Here is an 18407-nt window from a genome sequence, read left to right on the forward strand (position 1 = left end):
CTCACCCCCTGCCCCTCTCCTTAGCAAGGAGAGGGGTGTCCGACAGGACGGGGTGAGGTTTTTCATGCAAGGCTTGTGAAACTTGTTTCATCGGGACTGCCTACCAATGGATACGCCGTACCTACGCTCTTGCAAGAAGCGAATAAGTGAAAGTAGCCGCTAGCTAACGCAACGCTTACGGCGAACCCGTCTACCGCCTTCTGTCTTCAAATATTATTTAATGGCAAAGCTACAGTAAATGTTGTTCCTGCTTCAAGTTCACTATTCACCGTAATTTCACCTCTATGAATATCTACGCACTTTTTTACTATTGCCAATCCTAAACCTGTACCTTGAATATTGCCAACATTAGCGGCACGATGAAAAGATTCAAATAGATGAGGCAAGTCTTCTGAGGGAATACCAATTCCTTGGTCTTTGATTTCAAATACTGCTTGCTCTTGTTGACAAGTAAGAGTAAATTTGACAATCCTGTGATTAGGAGAATATTTTCTAGCATTTGAAAGTAGATTTCTGAGAATATACCCTAGTAATTTTTCATCCATACAACCGGGTATGAATTTATATTCACAGTTAAAAGCGATCGCACATTGAGGATCGATATCAATTTGCAATTCTTCCAATAAGTTACAGCAGTATTCGACTAAGTCTAGAGGTACTGGTCTAAATTCTAATTTTCCTACTTCTACCTTACCAATTACCAATACATCATTTAACATATCAGTCATATGTTTGACAGCAGTTTGAATGCGATGTATGTGTAAGAGCAGTTTTTCTTCTGTCCATTTGTGACGATAGTGTTCTAATAGTTCCGAAGAGGAAAGAATGGTACTCAATGGAGTACGAAATTCATGGGAAGTCATAGTAATAAAGCGAGACTTAAGTTCATTCAATTCTTTTTCTTTCTCTAATGCTGTTCTTAGTTCCTGTTCCAACTGTTTGTATTTTGTAATGTCGGCTCGATAACCAACGATTTCTACTGGATTACCCGCATCATCCCACAACACTAACTTGGCTTGATCGTATACCCAACGATATTCACCGTCACTATGTAAAAAACGATATTCATAACTATTTTCTCCTTGGTCAAAAATTTTTGACACTTCTGTTAAAACACGTGCTAAATCGTCTGGATGAATATGATTTATCCAAAAGCTAGAATCTTCAACAAATTCTCGCGCTTCGTAGCCCATCACGGCAGTAATATTGTCGCTAATAAAGGTAACACCATAATCACCATCGGGTTTACAGCTATAAATAATTGCTGGAGTGGAAGAAAGCAAGTATTGCAAACGGGCTTGTGATAATAACAACGCTGCCTCTGCTTGCTTGCGATTGGTAATATCATTTTGAATGCCGACATAGTGCGTATAAATGCCGTCAGCATCAAATACAGGAAAAATACTTAATTCATTCCAAAATAGACTGCCATCTTGGCGATAGTTACGTAAAATTACTGTGCAGTTTTTTGCTTGTTTAATCGCAGTGTTGATTTCTTGCGCCTCTATTTGATTAAGATCTGCACTTTGGATCAAACAGCTGCTTTGACCGATAATTTCTTCTATAGAGTAACCAGTGATATTCTCAAAGGCAGAGTTAACATAGATAATTGGTAGCTGTGGCAGTCTGACATCAGCAATTACAATCCCGTTAGTACTGGCAGCAATCACGCGATCGCGCAGGCGTAAGCTAGCTTCTGCTTGTTTGCGCTCAGTAATATCAGTATGAATGCTAACTGTACCGATAATCTTGCCAGTGACATCTTTGATTGCATCAGCACGAAGGTAAATATCTAAAATTTCACCTCTGCGAGTTTTCATTTTGACTTCACCGCGCCAAGAATGTCCGCTCTCCACGGCTGCAAAGATTTTTTGATACTCTGCTTGATGGGGGTAAAGGGCTAACATTCCTCCAGCAGCTTGCAATTCTGCCAAAGTGTACTCAAACAGTTCCACAAATGCTGGATTGACGTCAATTTGCTCACCACCATTGTCAATCAAGCCAATAGCGTCACTGCTACTTTCTATCGCTTTACGAAAACGTACTAAAGATTCTTCAACACGTTTGCGATCAGTAATATCTGTGGAAATGCCACAAATAGCATAGGGAACACCATTACCATCTTTTAAAGGAAATTTAACAGATAGGTAAATATGTTCTCCATCTGTTTGAGGAGCAACTTCTTCTACTTCTAGGTGTTCCCCAGTGGTGAATACATTATGATTGTTTGCTGCAAACTTACTAGCAAATTCATGAGGAAAAACATCATATACACTTTTACCTACAATCTCCGCTTTGGTAATGTGAAATAGCTGTTCATACTGACGGTTAATCAGTAAAAATCTGTTTTGAGTATCCGTTAAATAAATAACTGCTGGAGAGTTATCTAAAATTGCTTGTAGCTGTTGTTGAGTCGCTTGTAATGCAGCCTGTGCTTGATTGCGTTCTGTAACGTCTCTACTTATGCCACGATAACCACGGAATTTACCTTCTCGATCAAAGATTGGAACTCCATTAGTTTCCAGAACAACTGGATGCCCATTTTTATGCAGGTTGATATTTTCAAGACATTCAAATGCTTTTTGTTGACTAACAATTTCAAAAAAAAGCTGGGCGATACTGTCTCGCTTGTATTGTGGCATCAACTGTAAAGGTATTTTGCCTAAGATTTCTTCGGGTTGATAACCTAATATGTCGCTGACTTTCGGACTGACATATGTATAAGCAGCATTTTCATCAACTTCCCAAATCAAATCACTGCTAGTTTCAATTAAGTTTCGGAAACGCTCCTCGCTCTGTTTGAGAGCTTCTTCAGTATGTTTGCGATCGCTAATCTCAGTAATGGTGCCAATGTAAGCAATGATTTCACCTGTATCTGTTCGCTCTGCAACCGACTGACCAACAACCCAACTAATACTACCATCAGGACGCTGAAACCTGTACTCAGAGGAAAATGGCAGATTGTGGGCAGCAGCTTGATACCAATCTTGAATAATTCGCTCTCTATCGTCTGGATGAAGCATCCGCTCCCAACCATGCCCTGTGGCTTCTTCAGGAGTAAGCCCAGTAATTTCACACCAGCGATGATTAACGTAAAGACAATTTCCCATAACATCTGTTCTAAAAATACCTACTGGTAAAACAGCTGCTATGGTTTGATAGCGTCGTTCACTTTCTTGCAAGGCAATTTCAGCGCAATCCTGTTTTTGTAAAGTTTCCTGTATCTGCTGGCGACTGATTTCCAGCCTTTCTAGTTCTACTTGTGCTTGTTTAAGCTGGGTGATATTTTGCCCTTCGGCAAGCAGCATTACCACTTTGCCTGAGTCATCTTTTAGAGATCTCACACAAAAGTCGAAGCTAGCGACGGTATCGCCTGCACCAAGTAGATCAACCTCGTAACGTACAAATTCATTTTTGACAGCCAGTGCGATCGCTGCTTTTAATTGGTTTTGGATTGGGGTGGAAATTGCCCACCAATGTGTCTCCCAAAATGGACGCCCAATCACTTCTTGTGGCTGCAATCCTCCAAAATCAAGTGCTGTTTGGTTGGCTTCTAATACAATTCCTTCTGGTGTTAGCAGTACCATAAATTGAAATGTGCCATTGAAAATCCCACGGAATTTTCTGTTGGTGTTTTGCAGTTCCTCTTCAGTATGTTTGCGTTCGGTAATATCTCGCTGCACAGAAACAAAATGAGTGACTTTGCCCTCGCAATCTGTGATTGGTGCAATATTTATCTCTACCCAATACGCAGAGCCGTTTTTATGATAGTTGATTAACTCTGCTGTCACTGGTAATCGATTTTGAAGGGCAACGCGAATTCTGTTGAGTTGGGTGCGATCGGTTAATTCACCCTGTAAAAGTCGTGGCGTTTTACCAATTGCTTCAGTAGCGCAATAGCCACTCATCCGAGTAAAAGCTTCGTTAATATAAACTATTTGCGGGCCGAAAGGTGCATCTAGCCTATCGGCTGTAGTAATAACAATGGCATCGTTAGCATGAACAACTACTGACTCTAATAAACGCAGTTGTTCTTCTGTGCCTGCTGCTACTAATTGCGAGCCACCCAACTCATGGCAGCCCAAATCGGTAGTAAGTGCCACTGTGCCTGCCTCCCGTTACTCGAATAAGCTAAGAAAAATCTGCATTGTCTAAAAATATTTTAATGTTATTATTTATACTTTATTTTATTTGTCCGCAATTATTAGTGAGGCAATGTAACAATTGCATAGCAGCTACAATAAATTTGTAATATCTTGAAAGATAAATTTGCTTCAGTAAAATTACTGATATCAATGTTAATTATTCATATAGTCAAACAACTTAGATTCCTAACTTCCTTTAGAAGTCGGGTAGAAGTCGGGAATCTGTGTTTTTAGTTTATTTTTAATGATCATCTTCTGACTGTCGGGCAACCAATCGAGTAAACAAACCTTGTTGAGCCATCAATTGCGCGAAAGTTCCCACTTGCACCACACAACCAGCTTCAATCACATAAATGCGATCGGCATTACGAATAGTGCTAAGACGATGGGCGATCGCGACTCGCGTTACTTTTAGCCGCTCCAAACTTTCAGTGACAATTGCCTGGGTGCGATTATCCAAAGCGCTGGTTGCCTCATCCATTAAGATAACTCTCGGCTGAGAGACAAGGGCGCGGGCAATCAATAATCGCTGTCTTTGCCCGCCAGAAAGATTACTTCCTCCCTCACTAATCATAGTGTGCATACCCATTGGCATTTGCTCTATGTCTTCTGCCCAACCTGCCATACGTGCTGCTTCCCAGGCTTGCTCTAGTGTGACTAACGCTCCGCCAGTGATGTTCTCAAAAATCGAGCCTGAACCAATCTTGCCATTTTGCAACACTACCCCTAAGGATCTGCGTAACGCCTGAAGATCCAACTTAGCTAAGTCTTTACCATCGTAAAATATACTTCCTCTTGTGGTCTTTTCAAACCCCAACAATAATCGCAATATTGTTGATTTTCCACTTCCGGAAGGCCCGACTATAGCGATAAATTCTCCCGGAGCTGCATACAAACTCACATCTTTGAGGACTAAAGGCCCATCTTCAGAATAACGAAAGCTGACACGATCTAAGACAATGCGGCCGATTAACTGTCCGGGATTTTCCTTGCGATCGCTCGTTTCTGGAAGAGTTCGCAAAATTGGTTGTGTTCGTTCCCACAAAGGAATAATACTCCAAATATCTGTAATGGTGTTGCTGAGGTCGGTGACTCCTTTGATAAAAATACTTAAAGCATAGTTAAAAGCAATAAATGTGCCAAGTGTTAGACTTGACTGCCTGGTTGACATCGCAAAACCAAACAAGAGTATGGAACTCACTAGTGGTAATGCTTCGTTAAACACAGAAACATAATCCTTAATCTCTTGCCCACTCGCCTTGAGCCTGGTTCTTTGGCTGTACTTTTTTGCCCAAGCTGCAAATGCTCTTTCTTCTGCCATTGCAACCCGCAGTTTAGCTACACCATTAATCAGTTGAATGGTAAGTCCATAAATTGCGCCGTCTATTTCCTGCAACTGCCGTGATTTCCTAACTAAGAAAAAGCTAGAAACGCTGGTAATAAAGCTAGCTAGCAATCCTAAACCTACTCCGACAAAAGCAAGTTTCCAGCTATAAATAAACATTAGCACTAGGTTGAGTAAAGCAAAGACTCCACTTAATAAAGTCCGTTGAGTAGCACCACTGAGTTTTTGCTGAATCCGACTCACAGACATGATACGATTGACTAAATCTCCAGATGCATACTGCCGAAAAAACGCTGGACTTAATTTGAGTACCCGATCCCAAATAGCAGGTTGCAAGACGTTATCGCTGAGGCTTTCAACTCTAAGGGTAATAATGCTTTGAGCAATTCCAAAGACTACCTGGGCAAAAGCTACTACAAACAGCACCAATCCAATTTGCCAAACCAAGACGCGATCGCTCTCAGGAATAGCATAATTTACTAAAATTCCTGTTGCCTGTGGCGTAATCATTCCTAACAGCGTGGCAATTATGCCCAACAGGAAAATACTAATAATGTCTTTTTTACTACCTCTAGTTGCAAACAACAATACATCAATAGCATTGTTTACAACCTGAGGTAAAGGTCGATAAAGAACATAAGCTTGCTGTGACAATGTCTTAGCTACAGCTTCATTTACGGGTATACGATTTTGTGCTACCGAGTCAAATAGTACATAACCCCTAGTACCAACAGGCAATAAAGCAACTGGACGTTTTTCCCACTCAGTAAAAGTCAGTAGAGGACCATGTTCTTTATGCCACCAGTCTTCTGATAAAGTTACACGCCGAATACGTATTTGCGATGCTCTGGCAATCGCAGCTACAGGATCTTTCGCACTTTCAAAATCTTCTACAATCGGAGGATGAATTGCAATCCCTAAAAACCTTCCAATTGCTCCCATTGCCACCAGAAGAGCTGGCCCTTCTTGAAAAAATACAGCTTCTTGCTGCGGTTGTAATACAACAGCGAGTTCTCCTAACGCTCCTGCTACTACTTGGCGATTGCGTTGTTCTCGTTCCCAAAAGCTACGATCTTCTACTTCTACGTGTTGATTATTTAACAAACTGAAGTAGCAAAAAAAATAAGTATGCAAACTCGCCAAACCGGCTCGTAATTCTGCCTGTTCTAACTCTGCAACTGCTAGCACCACTCCGTTAACTGAATTTTCTGCCTCCAACCACATACCTGATGTGAGTGGAAAAGCTGGCGAGGCTGAATTGAAGGTTAACTTATCGATTCCTAACCAGCGAACACTACCTTGTTGTAACTTCACCCAAAAGACTTTTTTTTGCCATAGTTGTAACGTCTCATCGGCTGATAACGAAAAATTGCCCTCAAAATCTCTAGCAATAAGATTTAATGGCATCGTCAGTTTCGTTTGCTGCTGGTTAAGAACCCGATCTAGGTGATATAGCCAATTTTCTAAGAGTGCAGTTGCTTCTGGTTTATCTGCTGCAATTTGCTCGACTAACTCACTCATCGGTAGTGGAGATAATTGTGTCGGTTCTACTGCCACCGCCACAAATGCCCATTGTTGAACTGCGATCGCTTCCGGTGCTAATGCTGCACCAAATAAAGCTTCACCTGTACTGACACTAAATAAATAACGACGCTGACTCTGAGATGAACCATCCCTGATTTTAGTTGCAAACAACGCCAGCCTTCCAGACTCTACTATCCACAAAGTTTCTGGATCGTGCAGCAGCACTGATTCATTTATTTTCATTCAGTGTAGTCCAACGCAACTACGCACCTGAGTGTACAACATCAAATGCTTATTGTTGAGATGATATGCAATGCTGCAAACTTTGCCCCCTCGATCAAAATAATTTTGCGGGGTTAAAAATTCTCCGCTTCACCGCGTCTTTATGTCTTCACGTCTACCTCAACCCGTCAATTTGTGATTGACAGAGTAATAGAGCGCCCTCGCTGAGTTGAAGTCCATCATCATTTAGTGGTAATTTTATTGACAATTAGTCGCACTTAGCTGGCTCCACCATGACCCTCATCCTTAGCCAATCAAACCTTGACGAATTGCATCAGCAGGCTCCTAAACCCCAGGTTGAAAATCTCGTACTTGAAGGTTTTGAGGAGCTTGAGGGCCAAATTGCTGGATCGAGAAACAAAAGCAGAGGAAGTTTTAAGTCAATATCAGAAACGAATTGAAGAATTGAAAAAACGCTTAGGAAACAAGTTGCAGCAAATAGAGATTTCCGTAATTTTTTGTGATGATAATTTTATTTGGACAATTAGTAATAAAGAAAATTCTTTAATTCCTAGTATTTTAAATGATATTGGGTTGCGTTATAAATTTTTGTCTCGCGGCAGAGATGCAAAACTCAGCATTGAAACTATCAGTGAGTACGATGCTGATATTCTATTTATTGTTGATGTTGGTGAAAAAACATCAAGCTTTTATTTTCAAAATTCTATGTTTAGTAGTCTAAAAGCCGTCAAAAACAATCGAGCTTATGTTGTCAGTCAATAAAATTGGTGTACGCAGGGTATATCAGGAGCTAATAGAGTATTGGATGACTTGTTTAAATACTTGCTAGAAAGTAGATAAAATGTAAATTTTTGATTAGCACTCTCTAAATTACTTACAGTCTAGCATCATACTTTATGGCAAAACCGTGAGCGGTTAGCAGAATTGTATTGCTATAACCATGCCTGCAAAAACTTATTTTTTGTCTGTTTTTCGTTAACTAATTTATTAAGTTTTTGATATATTTATTGAACTAAATTTGATGTGGTATCTGCACTGCCTCAAGCACTTACTTATATGCTCGATACTCCCAATATTGAACAACCAACGTTTGGGTTACTTGTCAATTGTAGAGAGTTTGTTTTTGTCAAGTTAGTTCAGGTACAAAAGCCAAAATATGCCCGTTCAGATGCTTTATCAATAGAAAAAACAAATGAACTTCAACAGGTTTTAAGTATACTAAAAAGATTTAGTAAATTAACTTTGCTGTAGTATTCTTGACTCTGCAAAAATCATAACTCAAACCATACAAGCTAAAGATATAGATTTACACTATTTAATTGTTAATTTTGGAATTCAGTTAGTTTTAGATGACTAATTCTTCCGAGAATATCAAGAAAATTTATCAGAGATTACAGAGTTAGATAAACAACTTTTAGATAAAGTCAAAGTTGGTTATTTAAACCTTCTCTATTGTCTCCAATTGTTAGAAGATGTGGTCAGAATGACAATTGTAGACCCCATACTTTTTATTAGTGATTTTTATTTAGCTCCATTTTATGTCAAATCAGAAGAATCTATAGAGATTGCCGTACCAGATGAAGATATCATCATCAAAGACAAAATGGATACTTTAGTGTTAAAAGACCAATTATGGGTGATGATTATTAAATCCAAAAAAGCTTCATTTTCTATTGAGGCAGAACTTGCACAAATTCTCGCATATATGTTAGGTAATCCTTATCATGACAAATCTAGTTTTGGAATAATTGCTACAGGTAGTGAGTTTATCTTTGTGAAATTAGTTAAAGAAAAACCACCATGTTATGCCTGATCAAAAGGTTTTTTAATGCGTAACCCTGGAAATGAACTGTACGATGTACTGCGTATCCTCAAGCGTTTAACTCAATTGGTGACTGCTGGAAATATTAGTTAGTAGTAGGGTGTGTCATTTAAATCGCATCGGCACGCTTACGGCTTTTCAAGTACGGAATGGTGACAACCCCACTGATTAGCAAATAGAGCAGGATGGCGGCGAGGGCGAGCTTTTGCTCTGGAAAGTTAGTATGGGCGATCACAATCGCGACGCCAGGGTGCCGAGTAGCGGTAGACAGTGCCAGAACTGTGCGGTGATGGGGATTTGGCCCACCCAGCAAATGACCTGCTGCTAGCCCAATCAGGACAAAAACTACAATCACAATGATCGTTCCATTGCCAATCAGAGAGGCGAGCGCAGATCTTGCAGTAAACAAGATGGGCAAAAGACTGACAAGCATCACTACAGATGCTACCACAGATATGGGCTTGGCAATCCGTTGGGCAAATGCAGGTGACAGATATCGGACTGCGATACCGATCGCCAGCCACACCAGTACGGTAGATAGAACAATCTGAGCAACGACGATGGGCGGAATTTTGTCGGTTCTGCCGAAGGCTCTATCGAGCAGCTTAATCATGAGGGGAGCAAACACGATCGCCAGCAGCGACATTGCCACCAGTAATCCAAACGTGTAATCCTCTTCTCCGCCTGCCTTAAGTTGCTTCTTCGGTAAGATGGGCGGGATTGGAGACAACGATAGCGCGATCAGAGCGATTTCTACAGCCGGATACAGATTGAAAGCAGCTACAATTGCCCCCGCTACCAGTGGCATAATGATGTACATGGAGAGGAGTGATCGCACAAGTTGTCTGGGATGGCGAAACAAATAGGTTACATCTTTGAGTCTTGCCCCCAACCCAAGCGCGAAAACGGCGAGTACGATACTCACCTTCAGCGCCAGCAAGATTAATTGTGTTAGATTCATGGCGTTAAATTGGAGCGTTATGGATGCGGGTATAGAGTTCGCGCTTGTCGGCACAAAAGTGAAGCGATCGCTTTACTCCCTAACTGCCAAATAGTATTTTCTTTGCCAAATCGAAGATTTGCTCCAAAGGAATAGTAATGAAGAATAGGGGTAACAAAGGTGCGAAAATAGTGCTTCCTAGTCCAATCACTGCACTCAAACTAAATGGCACGATTCTCATTTTTTTGATTGCCTCAAAGCTGGCACCCAAATCGGCAAGAGATGATATATCGGGGCTTCCTAAAGGAGATTCTTCTTTGTGTTGTTCTTGCCTTACCCATTTTTGCTCAAACAAAAGGTTGTGGTGACTAACTAGAGAACCATACTGCCGCAAACCCCAAATTTTGACTTTGAGCATTTTGCTACTAAACACCAATAGCGGTGCTAGTGTAATTATGACGGACAAAGTTAAGAACACGATGATTTGAATCTGAAACGTAGTGATAGAAACTCCCTGAGTGATAACTTTTCGGCAGAAATTCGCAGACAAAACGGCACTGGCAACAAAAGGGATACTCCCAAATAGAATCTGAGTGATTCCCAAAAAGCCTAGTCCCCCTGCTAAGTCAGCATGAGTTGGAACTAATTGCAGATGTAGCCGAGATATACGCCAAAGGAACCTAAACCAGAGCAAAAATCTCCACAGCCAACGGTATAGTAAGAACTGATAAATGGGTAGACTCAGTAGGGCATACCACCAGCCTGCCAAGGTTAACTGCTTGTTAACTCCAGCACCGTATGCACTCCACGCAGAAGTCACACTGCTTAATTCCTCACTGAAAACTATCCACGTGAGAAGGTAAGCAATTACAAGTAGGCATCCGTCGATTAACAGCCAATCCCTCAGCTTGTTAACCTCTCTGATTGCCGCTTTGAAATCTGGCAGTTCTGCTGTATCAACCAAACCAGAATAGATAAAATGCTTGACAGCAGACTTGACACTTATGTCAATCCAAACTTCGGCCATGATCAAGACTGGAACTGCTACTAAAAAACGGCTGTAGGCTACAATATCTTTGAGAAAAGGCACTTGTAAAGCAGTACCAACTGCTAATCCTTCGACAGATGAAAGCAGCAAGAGTGGTAGCCAAGTTATGAATACAAAAAAAAGGCTACGCTGGATGACGTTGAAAGAGCCTGGTTTAATTAAACCGACACGTACTAGGAGCTGATATATTAACCCACCTCGGACAAGGGAGAAGTTATCAATATCCAAAGAAGGTGCTTTTTCCATAGCCTAGAATCAAAAGAGCGATCGCAAGTATGAATCAAATCGGCTCGGCTTTCTCAACGAGAATCTCAAACCTGCTTTATGCCTCTAATGCAGCCTTGATTTTGGGATTAGTATACCAACTGTAAGGACCTTCCATCACGGGCTTAACATTTAACTCCTGTCGCCACTCCTCTAAAGGACGTTCAAAGCCTTCTTCCCACTTTACAGGAAATAGAGGTTTCGCTGCTTGTCCTATTTCAATACCATCTGAAATTAATCGGAATTTATACCCCAACGTTTTATTTAAATCAGCTACCTCCATGTTTTCATCATAAAGTTTGTCACTCGTAAAAAAGCTTAGTAACAAAGAGATGAGATCCAAAAACAAAAAGGCAGGATAGCGGATTTGTCCTACAAATACGGAAATGACACCTAATTCGCCTAAAGTATCCAACGAATATCCAGTCATCACATGATGAAGATCGTGAGTTTTAAAAACTCTAAAGTTAACGTAATCCCCGTCTGTTTCAAAACTAGTAGGAGCAGTTTGATGTAACGGCTCATAGCCGATTGCTGATAAAACTCTGGCATAAGTCCATCCCAAAGAGCCTTTCGGCATTGTCAACAGAGTCTTCAAATCATGGGGTGGGCCAACATATCGTTCCTCTAACATTTTCGCTGAAGTAGGATCTTTTTGAATAACTTGAGTACACAATTGCATCTGAAGTCCCGTACTAAGTTTGTCAGCTAATTTAAAGACATTATTAACATCCTTATCTGCACCTCCAACTAAATCAACTAACTCCAAAAACTTATTTATATTGTCAGGCGAGGCTAAAGTATTGATATATCTATAGCTCATTGATTTTGTCCTTTATGTAATTCTTTACAAGGATTCAGGTTTTGTTAATTTCGCAACAATGGTGTTGTACTCTTTTTGAGCGATCGCTTCAACTTTGTCTCTGTCTTATTTGTTGTAGAACAGTGCCGAATCAAAATAGGATGCACACTCAACTAAGAATATTGCTCTGAGCAATACTCCATTTAAGAAAGTAGTGCAACCAAATAAGAAATATATGAGAAATTTATATGCTTCTAAGTCTTATCTGTTCTTATAAACTTCTTACTTTTATTTTCTCTTTTCAAAGAAACTACCTCAAACAAACGAGAAGTAATAGATATTTGAAGAAGATAGTTTTTCCATATAATTTTTTTGAAAGTACCCCATCATAAAAATCTTGAAAACTTAATTTTTTAAAACATAATTTGGTGTGACTACTGATATAGCAATCCTAAATAATTCGTGAAAAATTCCTCGTTACCAGGTTCAACCTGGCAACGAGGGTTTGGAGGCTTTGCCTCCAGACTATTGAAACTGGCGAGGCATTGCTATGTAGAGCTAGTATACCCCTCATACTATCTTCACAAAAAATCTAATACAAATATAGACCGTATAGAGACGCGATCTATCGCGTCTGGGCAAAATTCACGGGTATTGTAATTAACGTGAAATGGTATCAGTGGCGAGTAGTTTACTCAAAATACACCAACTTTATCTGTCTTCTCCCAAGGAAGATCCATATCTACCCTGCCTACCTGCCCATAAGCAGCTAATTTGCGGTAAAATCCACCTTTTTGTAGTGAAGGTAGATTTCTGAGATTAAACTGCTTAATGATTCCCGCCAAACGAAAATCAAAATGCTTTTCTAACAATTTTGTAATTTCTTCATCAGAAATTTTACCTGTACCAAATGTTTCTGCTTGAATACTAACAGGTCTAGCGATACCGATTGAATAACTTAATTGCACTTCACATTCATCTGCTATGCCTGCTGCCACTATATTTTTAGCAGCATAACGGGCGGCATAAGCTCCTACTCTATCTATCCTAATTGGGTCTTTTCCACTGAGGGCTGAACCGCTATGTTGTGCATATTCACCGTAAGTATCTATGGCATTTTTTCTACCTGTTAAGCCAGAGTGAGAAGCAGGGCCACCTCTAATAAATTGTCCATCAGGATTGATAAAAATTCTAGTTTTTTCATCTGGTTTAATTTCTTCACTTTCAAACACAGGTTTAACTACAGTCTCATAAATATCCTCTCTAAGTTGCTCTAAATCGGGGTATTTTGCTTTATTTTGACTGGCAATGACTGTAAGGCTGTGAATTCTATCAGGGCGGCGATTTCTATACTCAACTCCTACTTGAGTTTTTCCATCAGGAGTCAGATAAGAAAGTATATTTTCGCGTCTGACTTCACTAATTCGCTTTGCTAGTTTGTGTGCCAACCAGATTGGTAGAGGCATTAGAACATTAGTTTGATTGCAGGCAAAGCCAAAAACTGTAGCTTGATTTTTAACCGGAATTCTCTCGATTTCTTCATCAGATAATTTACTTTCATCAAAAGCAAGTTCTTTATCAGGTGTTAATTCAGAAAGACTCGTCAAAATACTACAAGTTCTACCATTAAATTCAGTATGTTCGTAGCCAACTTTGTCAATTACTTGTCTGGCTACATTAGTAAAATCTACGTTAGCGCTAGGTTCAAATCTTGCTGCTAAAAAGACAATTCCTGTAGCTACGGCACATTCTGTAATTACCCTTGCATAAGGATCTTGCTGAAGAAATCTGTCTACGATCGCATCGCTAATTTGATCACATAGTTTATCAGGATGCCCTTCTGTTACAGATTCAGATGTAAACATGAAATCTTTTTTCATATATTTTTACCTTTGGTTATAAGAAGGCAGATGGCAGGAGGCACAGAGAAGTTTGTAGGCGCGGAGCGACTTCCCGTAAGGGTGCGGAGGTTTCCTCCGAAAGCGTTGCTCCTCCACAAGGAGGCTCAAAGCTTCAAAGAGGCAGAAGGAATAATTAAGAAAGAATATTCTAGATATTAATTTTTCTCTCTCCACTCCCTTACTGTTCTTCAGGGGAGAGTGATTTTTGAGCGAAATTATTTTTTAAATTTATATTCTTCGTGCTTTCATTTACTAATAGAGGCAGCAAAGCACTACTACCAATAACTGCACCATCTAAAATATCTATTGGCGTAATTTTCAACAGACTTCGCAAGGGTGGAATAGCTACAGCCAATAGTTGAATGGCAAAGGAACCTAGAATGGCAGCATTTAAGTAAGAATTATTTGGCAATTTTTCTTTACTAAATATGGTGTGGTGTTCGGAACGGCAACTGAGTGTATGTAGCAGCTGTGCTGATGTCAGGCTCATAAAGGCGATAGTGCTTGCCTGAGGGCTGATGCCGTATTTGAGGATGCCATACCCGTAGGCTGCTAAAGTACTAACAGATATTGTTCCTGCCTCAAAAGTAATTCTGCCAAAGTCAGAATTTTTAACAATCGGTTCGTCTGGGTTACGGGGAGGCTGACTCAGTACATCTGGTTCTGGTGCTTCCAAAGCAAGGGAAAGACCTGGGAAAATGTCAGTAACCAAATTTAGCCACAGTAGTTGGATCGCGTTCAAGGGTTCACCTAAGCCAACTGCGGTGGATGCTGTCATCACCATGATTTCGCTCATGTTGGTGGCAAGTAGAAAATGGACGGATTTTCTGATGTTGTTGTATATTGTCCTACCCCGACTGACTGCTACAATCATAGTTTCTAGCCTGTCATCTTCGAGGACGATATCTGCTACCTCACGGGCTACATCTGTTCCCCCTTTGCCCATTGCTACACCAACTTGAGCAGCCTTGAGTGCTGGCGCATCATTAATACCATCGCCTGTCATCGCAACAACTTTTCCGGCAGTTTGCAAAGCTTGGACTATTTGCAGTTTATTACTAGGACTGATGCGAGCAAATACATCAACTTTATCGCTAAGGGCTGTTAGTGCTTCGGGCGTGAGATTGTTGAGGTTAGTAGAGTCAAGGATTTCTAATTGCTGTTTTCTACTTAGTTCTAATTCTTTGGCGATCGCATAGGCAGTTGGAGTTTGATCCCCAGTAATCATCACCGTATCAATGCCAGCTGTGTGAAATTCCGCCATCAACTGTTTGACTCCCTTACGAACAGGATCTGCCATACCTACAAGTCCAAGCCATGTTAGATCTTGTTCATAGTTGTTTCCACCTTTGGCATCATCAATGTGGGTATAAGCTACACCCAATACTCTCAATGCTTTCCCTGCCATGCGATCGTTTTCAATTTCTAGCGCTTCCCTGTCTTCTTCGGTTAGAGGCTCCACTTGCCCGTCTTTCATCCAGTATTTGCATATCTGCGCTACTTCAGCAGGGCTGCCTTTGATAGCAATAAACTTATAATTATCGTCAGTGGCATGAACCGTACTCATAATGTTACGATTCTCTGAACGCAAGTTAGTTTGCAACAAAGGATACTTTTGTCTAAGTTGGTTTACATCTACACCCGCACATAACCCCATGTGGATCAAGGCATTTTCTGTTGCTGAACCTTTAATGTTAAACTCGCCATTTTGCTCTTGATTAATTAGACTTTCGTTACAAAGAACCGATACGTAAATAAGCTTCAGCAGTTCATCGCAGGTGTAGGGATTGATATCCTTGCCCTTGGCGACAAATTTTCCGTCAGAAACTGCAATGTATTGACTGTCTGTATGAACTTCAACAACCGACATCCGGTTTTCTGTAATGGTTCCAGTCTTATCTAAGCAAATGGTTTGTACGGAACCCAAAGCTTCTACAGCGCTGAGACTGCGAACCAAGACATTATGTCGCCGCATATCTTGAATGCCCAATGCCAAGGTAGTAGTGGCAATTGTGGGTAACCCTTCCGGAACCGCAGCTACCGCCAGAGATATGGATGACTTGAGCATTTCTAGCAAACCGTATCCCCGCAGCACGCCCATGCCAAAAACCAGCCCGCAAAGCCCCATACCAATCGTCACTAGTTGACTGCCCACTTCGTCTAGTTGTCTGGATAAGGGCGTTTCGCTTGCAGTTGCTTCACCAACTAGTTGCTGAATCTTACCCATTTCGGTAAATTTACCTATAGCCACTACTACAGCCAAACCTTGCCCACCAGTGACAAAAGTTCCCTTGTAAGCCATATTTGTGCGATCGGCTAGAGGCACATCTTCCCCTGTTGGGCATACTATAGATTTAGTTACGGGTATGCTTTCCCCCGTCAAAGCAGACTCATCAATACTTAGGTTTTCTGCTTGAATAATCCGGGCATCTGCTGCTACATAGCCGCCAGTTTTAAGAACTAGAATATCTCCGAGTACAACATTTTCTGTCGTAATTTCTACTTGCTTACCATCTCTAATTACCCAAGTAGATGTTTCCTGATGGCTTTTGAGGGAATGAATGATTCTTTCAGATTGGCTTTCTGTGGTATAGCCGATCGCGGCATTTAAACCAACAACACCCAGAATTACTAAAGCGTCGATTAGTCCTCCCGTAAAGACGGAAACACCAGCAGCAACGCCCAGCAAAGCGACTGGGAGAGATTTAAACTGGTCAATTATAATACTTAAATCTGAGCGAGTCTCTGTTTCCGAAAGGACATTTAGACCATATTTATTGATATTTTCAGCAGCAGCCTGATTATTTAATCCTGTAGTATTTGAGGTATTGAATGTATCCAATACGACATCTACTTCCATCAAATGCCAATTTTCTACCTTTTGTGCTTGAGCATTAGCAATATTTTTTTTAGATTCTTTTCTCGATGCTTTTTTGCTGACAGACAAATTTTTTGCTGATTTTTGGGAAAGAGATATATCTCCTTTTTTTTGATATTCTGTAATACTTTTTTCAATTAGCAAGGCTATTTTATCAGCATTAAAGTCTTGCTCAAAGCTGACAAGAATATTACTAGTTAACGGATTAGCAGAAACATAATTTATTTCTGAGTAATTGGATAGCGATCGCTCAATGTATTGCTTAAGATATTCCGAGCGATAAAGTTCTTTAACTTTATATCTAACTCTGCCCTTGACGGTATTGTGAATTGCTTGAATCACAGAAATTCCCACTCCTGTAAGATGCTTGGAAAACAAATAAAAAAATTCAGAATTATAAAATACTCTGACAACTAACTACTTAGTTTTAATTACTGAGTACTATTCTCTAAATTATTTCTGGTTCAAAAACTTTGAAAAGATGGACTATTGACTGTAGAGTCTTCAGCACTTTCTAACTGCAATTCATCAGTTTTGTTTAATTTTACAAAAGAGTCGAAAGCGTACCATGCCAAGGTGTACCAGGGAATTTCATCTATTTGTAGCCCCTTTATAAACAATTGGCGAATAGCAAGTGCGCTTAATCCTAGAGGAAATAGCAATCGTAAATCAACCGCACCTTGGGTTAAGCGTTCAACATCTGTATTGAAATCAGACATCACATTGATAAAATCCCTAGCAATTATAGATCTCCCGTCCATAGAATAGGTTTGGGTAGTTCCATTCGATTGTGTCTGCTTATCTGCGATTAGTTCGGCATTTACCTCTGCCGCTAAATTTTCAATTACTTCAGTAGTTTCCGCAAGTGCTTCTTTACACCTTTCAGAAAGAGCTATTCCCCCTTTGATTGCTGCTTGAACAGTGGGCTGATGTACTGCTGAAGCGAGAGGAAGAATCACAGGTGCAAAAATTAGTCCTGTAATACCCTCGACAATTTCAGGTACATTTATTTGTTCCCAGTCAAATGTAGGTGACATCTAACAATTTCCTCCGCAAACAGGCAGACAATATAGAAGCTTAGTCAAAGCAATCACTAAATCCATCAATCTATGGTTTTAATTTCATTGCTGATTTAATACGCTGGCAATTTTTATCACCCAATCACTTGGATGATATTGAAATTACATGGTAATTATGAGAAATTTGTGAGGAAATAAAGAAATTCATCAAATATTTTTGAAATTTGTCTTTTATCTACTATTAATGTGCTTTGAATTAAATTTCAGCGCGAATCAAAGCACGAGCTAGTTAAGCAAGATAAAGATTAGGATGATAGCGATCGCCTGAGGAAAATTCATTGCCTATTCTCTCAGTTCTGTCCGAAACTCCACCCATTGAGCCTAACTTTTTCTAGATACAAAGTTTATTCACTGGATTCTATACTTTTGACACAAACTAGGTGTGGTGAAGGTGTTGGCTTCCAAGTTGAACCAGT

10 protein-coding genes and 1 pseudogene are annotated in these 18407 nt (G+C 40.3%); 3 read left to right on the top strand and 8 right to left on the bottom strand.

Annotation, left to right across the window (positions count from 1 at the left end; genetic code table 11):
- Positions 1-206: 206 nt before the first annotated feature.
- Together QUB80_RS30345 and QUB80_RS30350 are read right to left on the bottom strand one after the other, a co-directional pair.
- Positions 207-4103 carry a PAS domain S-box protein gene (locus QUB80_RS30345; protein WP_289793182.1) on the bottom strand — a complete coding sequence of 1299 codons (3897 nt, stop codon included), beginning with the start codon at positions 4101-4103 and terminating at the stop codon, positions 207-209.
- A gap of 283 nt (positions 4104-4386) precedes the next feature.
- Positions 4387-7257 carry an NHLP bacteriocin export ABC transporter permease/ATPase subunit gene (locus tag QUB80_RS30350; RefSeq protein ID WP_289793183.1) on the bottom strand — a complete coding sequence of 957 codons (2871 nt, stop codon included), beginning with the start codon at positions 7255-7257 and terminating at the stop codon, positions 4387-4389.
- Between the two features lie 381 nt (positions 7258-7638).
- Here QUB80_RS30350 and QUB80_RS30355 point away from each other — a divergent pair, with 381 nt between their 5' ends.
- The 3 genes and pseudogenes from QUB80_RS30355 to QUB80_RS30365 all read left to right on the top strand — a co-directional run bounded on the left by QUB80_RS30355 (position 7639) and on the right by QUB80_RS30365 (position 9172).
- Positions 7639-8019 (top strand): ABC transporter substrate-binding protein, encoded by a 381-nt coding sequence (locus tag QUB80_RS30355; protein WP_289793184.1) that lies wholly within the window; start codon positions 7639-7641, stop codon positions 8017-8019.
- Positions 8020-8280: 261 nt separating this feature from the next.
- Positions 8281-8508, top strand: coding sequence for a hypothetical protein (locus QUB80_RS30360; protein ID WP_289793185.1), 228 nt, complete (start codon positions 8281-8283; stop codon positions 8506-8508).
- Between the two features lie 22 nt (positions 8509-8530).
- Positions 8531-9172: pseudogene (locus QUB80_RS30365) on the top strand (restriction endonuclease subunit R).
- Positions 9173-9188: 16 nt separating this feature from the next.
- Here QUB80_RS30365 and QUB80_RS30370 read toward each other — a convergent pair.
- From QUB80_RS30370 to QUB80_RS30395, 6 genes are all read right to left on the bottom strand, one after another.
- Positions 9189-10040 carry a bile acid:sodium symporter family protein gene (locus QUB80_RS30370; RefSeq protein ID WP_289793186.1) on the bottom strand — a complete coding sequence of 284 codons (852 nt, stop codon included), beginning with the start codon at positions 10038-10040 and terminating at the stop codon, positions 9189-9191.
- A gap of 79 nt (positions 10041-10119) precedes the next feature.
- A complete protein-coding gene (locus QUB80_RS30375) occupies positions 10120-11313 on the bottom strand; it encodes a hypothetical protein (RefSeq protein WP_289793187.1) in 1194 nt (397 codons plus the stop codon).
- A 76-nt stretch (positions 11314-11389) separates the two neighbouring features.
- Positions 11390-12154, bottom strand: a complete 765-nt coding sequence (locus QUB80_RS30380; RefSeq protein ID WP_289793188.1) for a Coq4 family protein — start codon at positions 12152-12154, stop codon at positions 11390-11392.
- Between the two features lie 674 nt (positions 12155-12828).
- Positions 12829-14013 (bottom strand): methionine adenosyltransferase, encoded by a 1185-nt coding sequence (gene metK, locus QUB80_RS30385; RefSeq protein WP_289793189.1) that lies wholly within the window; start codon positions 14011-14013, stop codon positions 12829-12831.
- A 199-nt stretch (positions 14014-14212) separates the two neighbouring features.
- Entirely contained in the window at positions 14213-17254 is a 3042-nt protein-coding gene (locus tag QUB80_RS30390; protein ID WP_289793190.1) for a cation-translocating P-type ATPase, read from the bottom strand.
- 122 nt (positions 17255-17376) lie between these two features.
- On the bottom strand, positions 17377-17949 hold the full coding sequence (locus QUB80_RS30395) for a DUF5132 domain-containing protein (RefSeq protein ID WP_289793191.1): 573 nt from the start codon (positions 17947-17949) through the stop codon (positions 17377-17379).
- Between the last annotated feature and the right edge of the window lie 458 nt (positions 17950-18407).

This window comes from Chlorogloeopsis sp. ULAP01 (assembly GCF_030381805.1).
Taxonomy (GTDB): Bacteria; Cyanobacteriota; Cyanobacteriia; order Cyanobacteriales; family Nostocaceae; genus Chlorogloeopsis.

Coding starts and splice junctions, on each gene's coding strand:
- QUB80_RS30350 (WP_289793183.1), bottom strand. CDS start 7,257: ATGAAAATAAATGAATCAGTGCTGCTGCACGATCCAGAAACTTTGTGG.
- QUB80_RS30370 (WP_289793186.1), bottom strand. CDS start 10,040: ATGAATCTAACACAATTAATCTTGCTGGCGCTGAAGGTGAGTATCGTA.
- QUB80_RS30375 (WP_289793187.1), bottom strand. CDS start 11,313: ATGGAAAAAGCACCTTCTTTGGATATTGATAACTTCTCCCTTGTCCGA.
- QUB80_RS30380 (WP_289793188.1), bottom strand. CDS start 12,154: ATGAGCTATAGATATATCAATACTTTAGCCTCGCCTGACAATATAAAT.
- metK (WP_289793189.1), bottom strand. CDS start 14,013: ATGAAAAAAGATTTCATGTTTACATCTGAATCTGTAACAGAAGGGCAT.
- QUB80_RS30395 (WP_289793191.1), bottom strand. CDS start 17,949: ATGTCACCTACATTTGACTGGGAACAAATAAATGTACCTGAAATTGTC.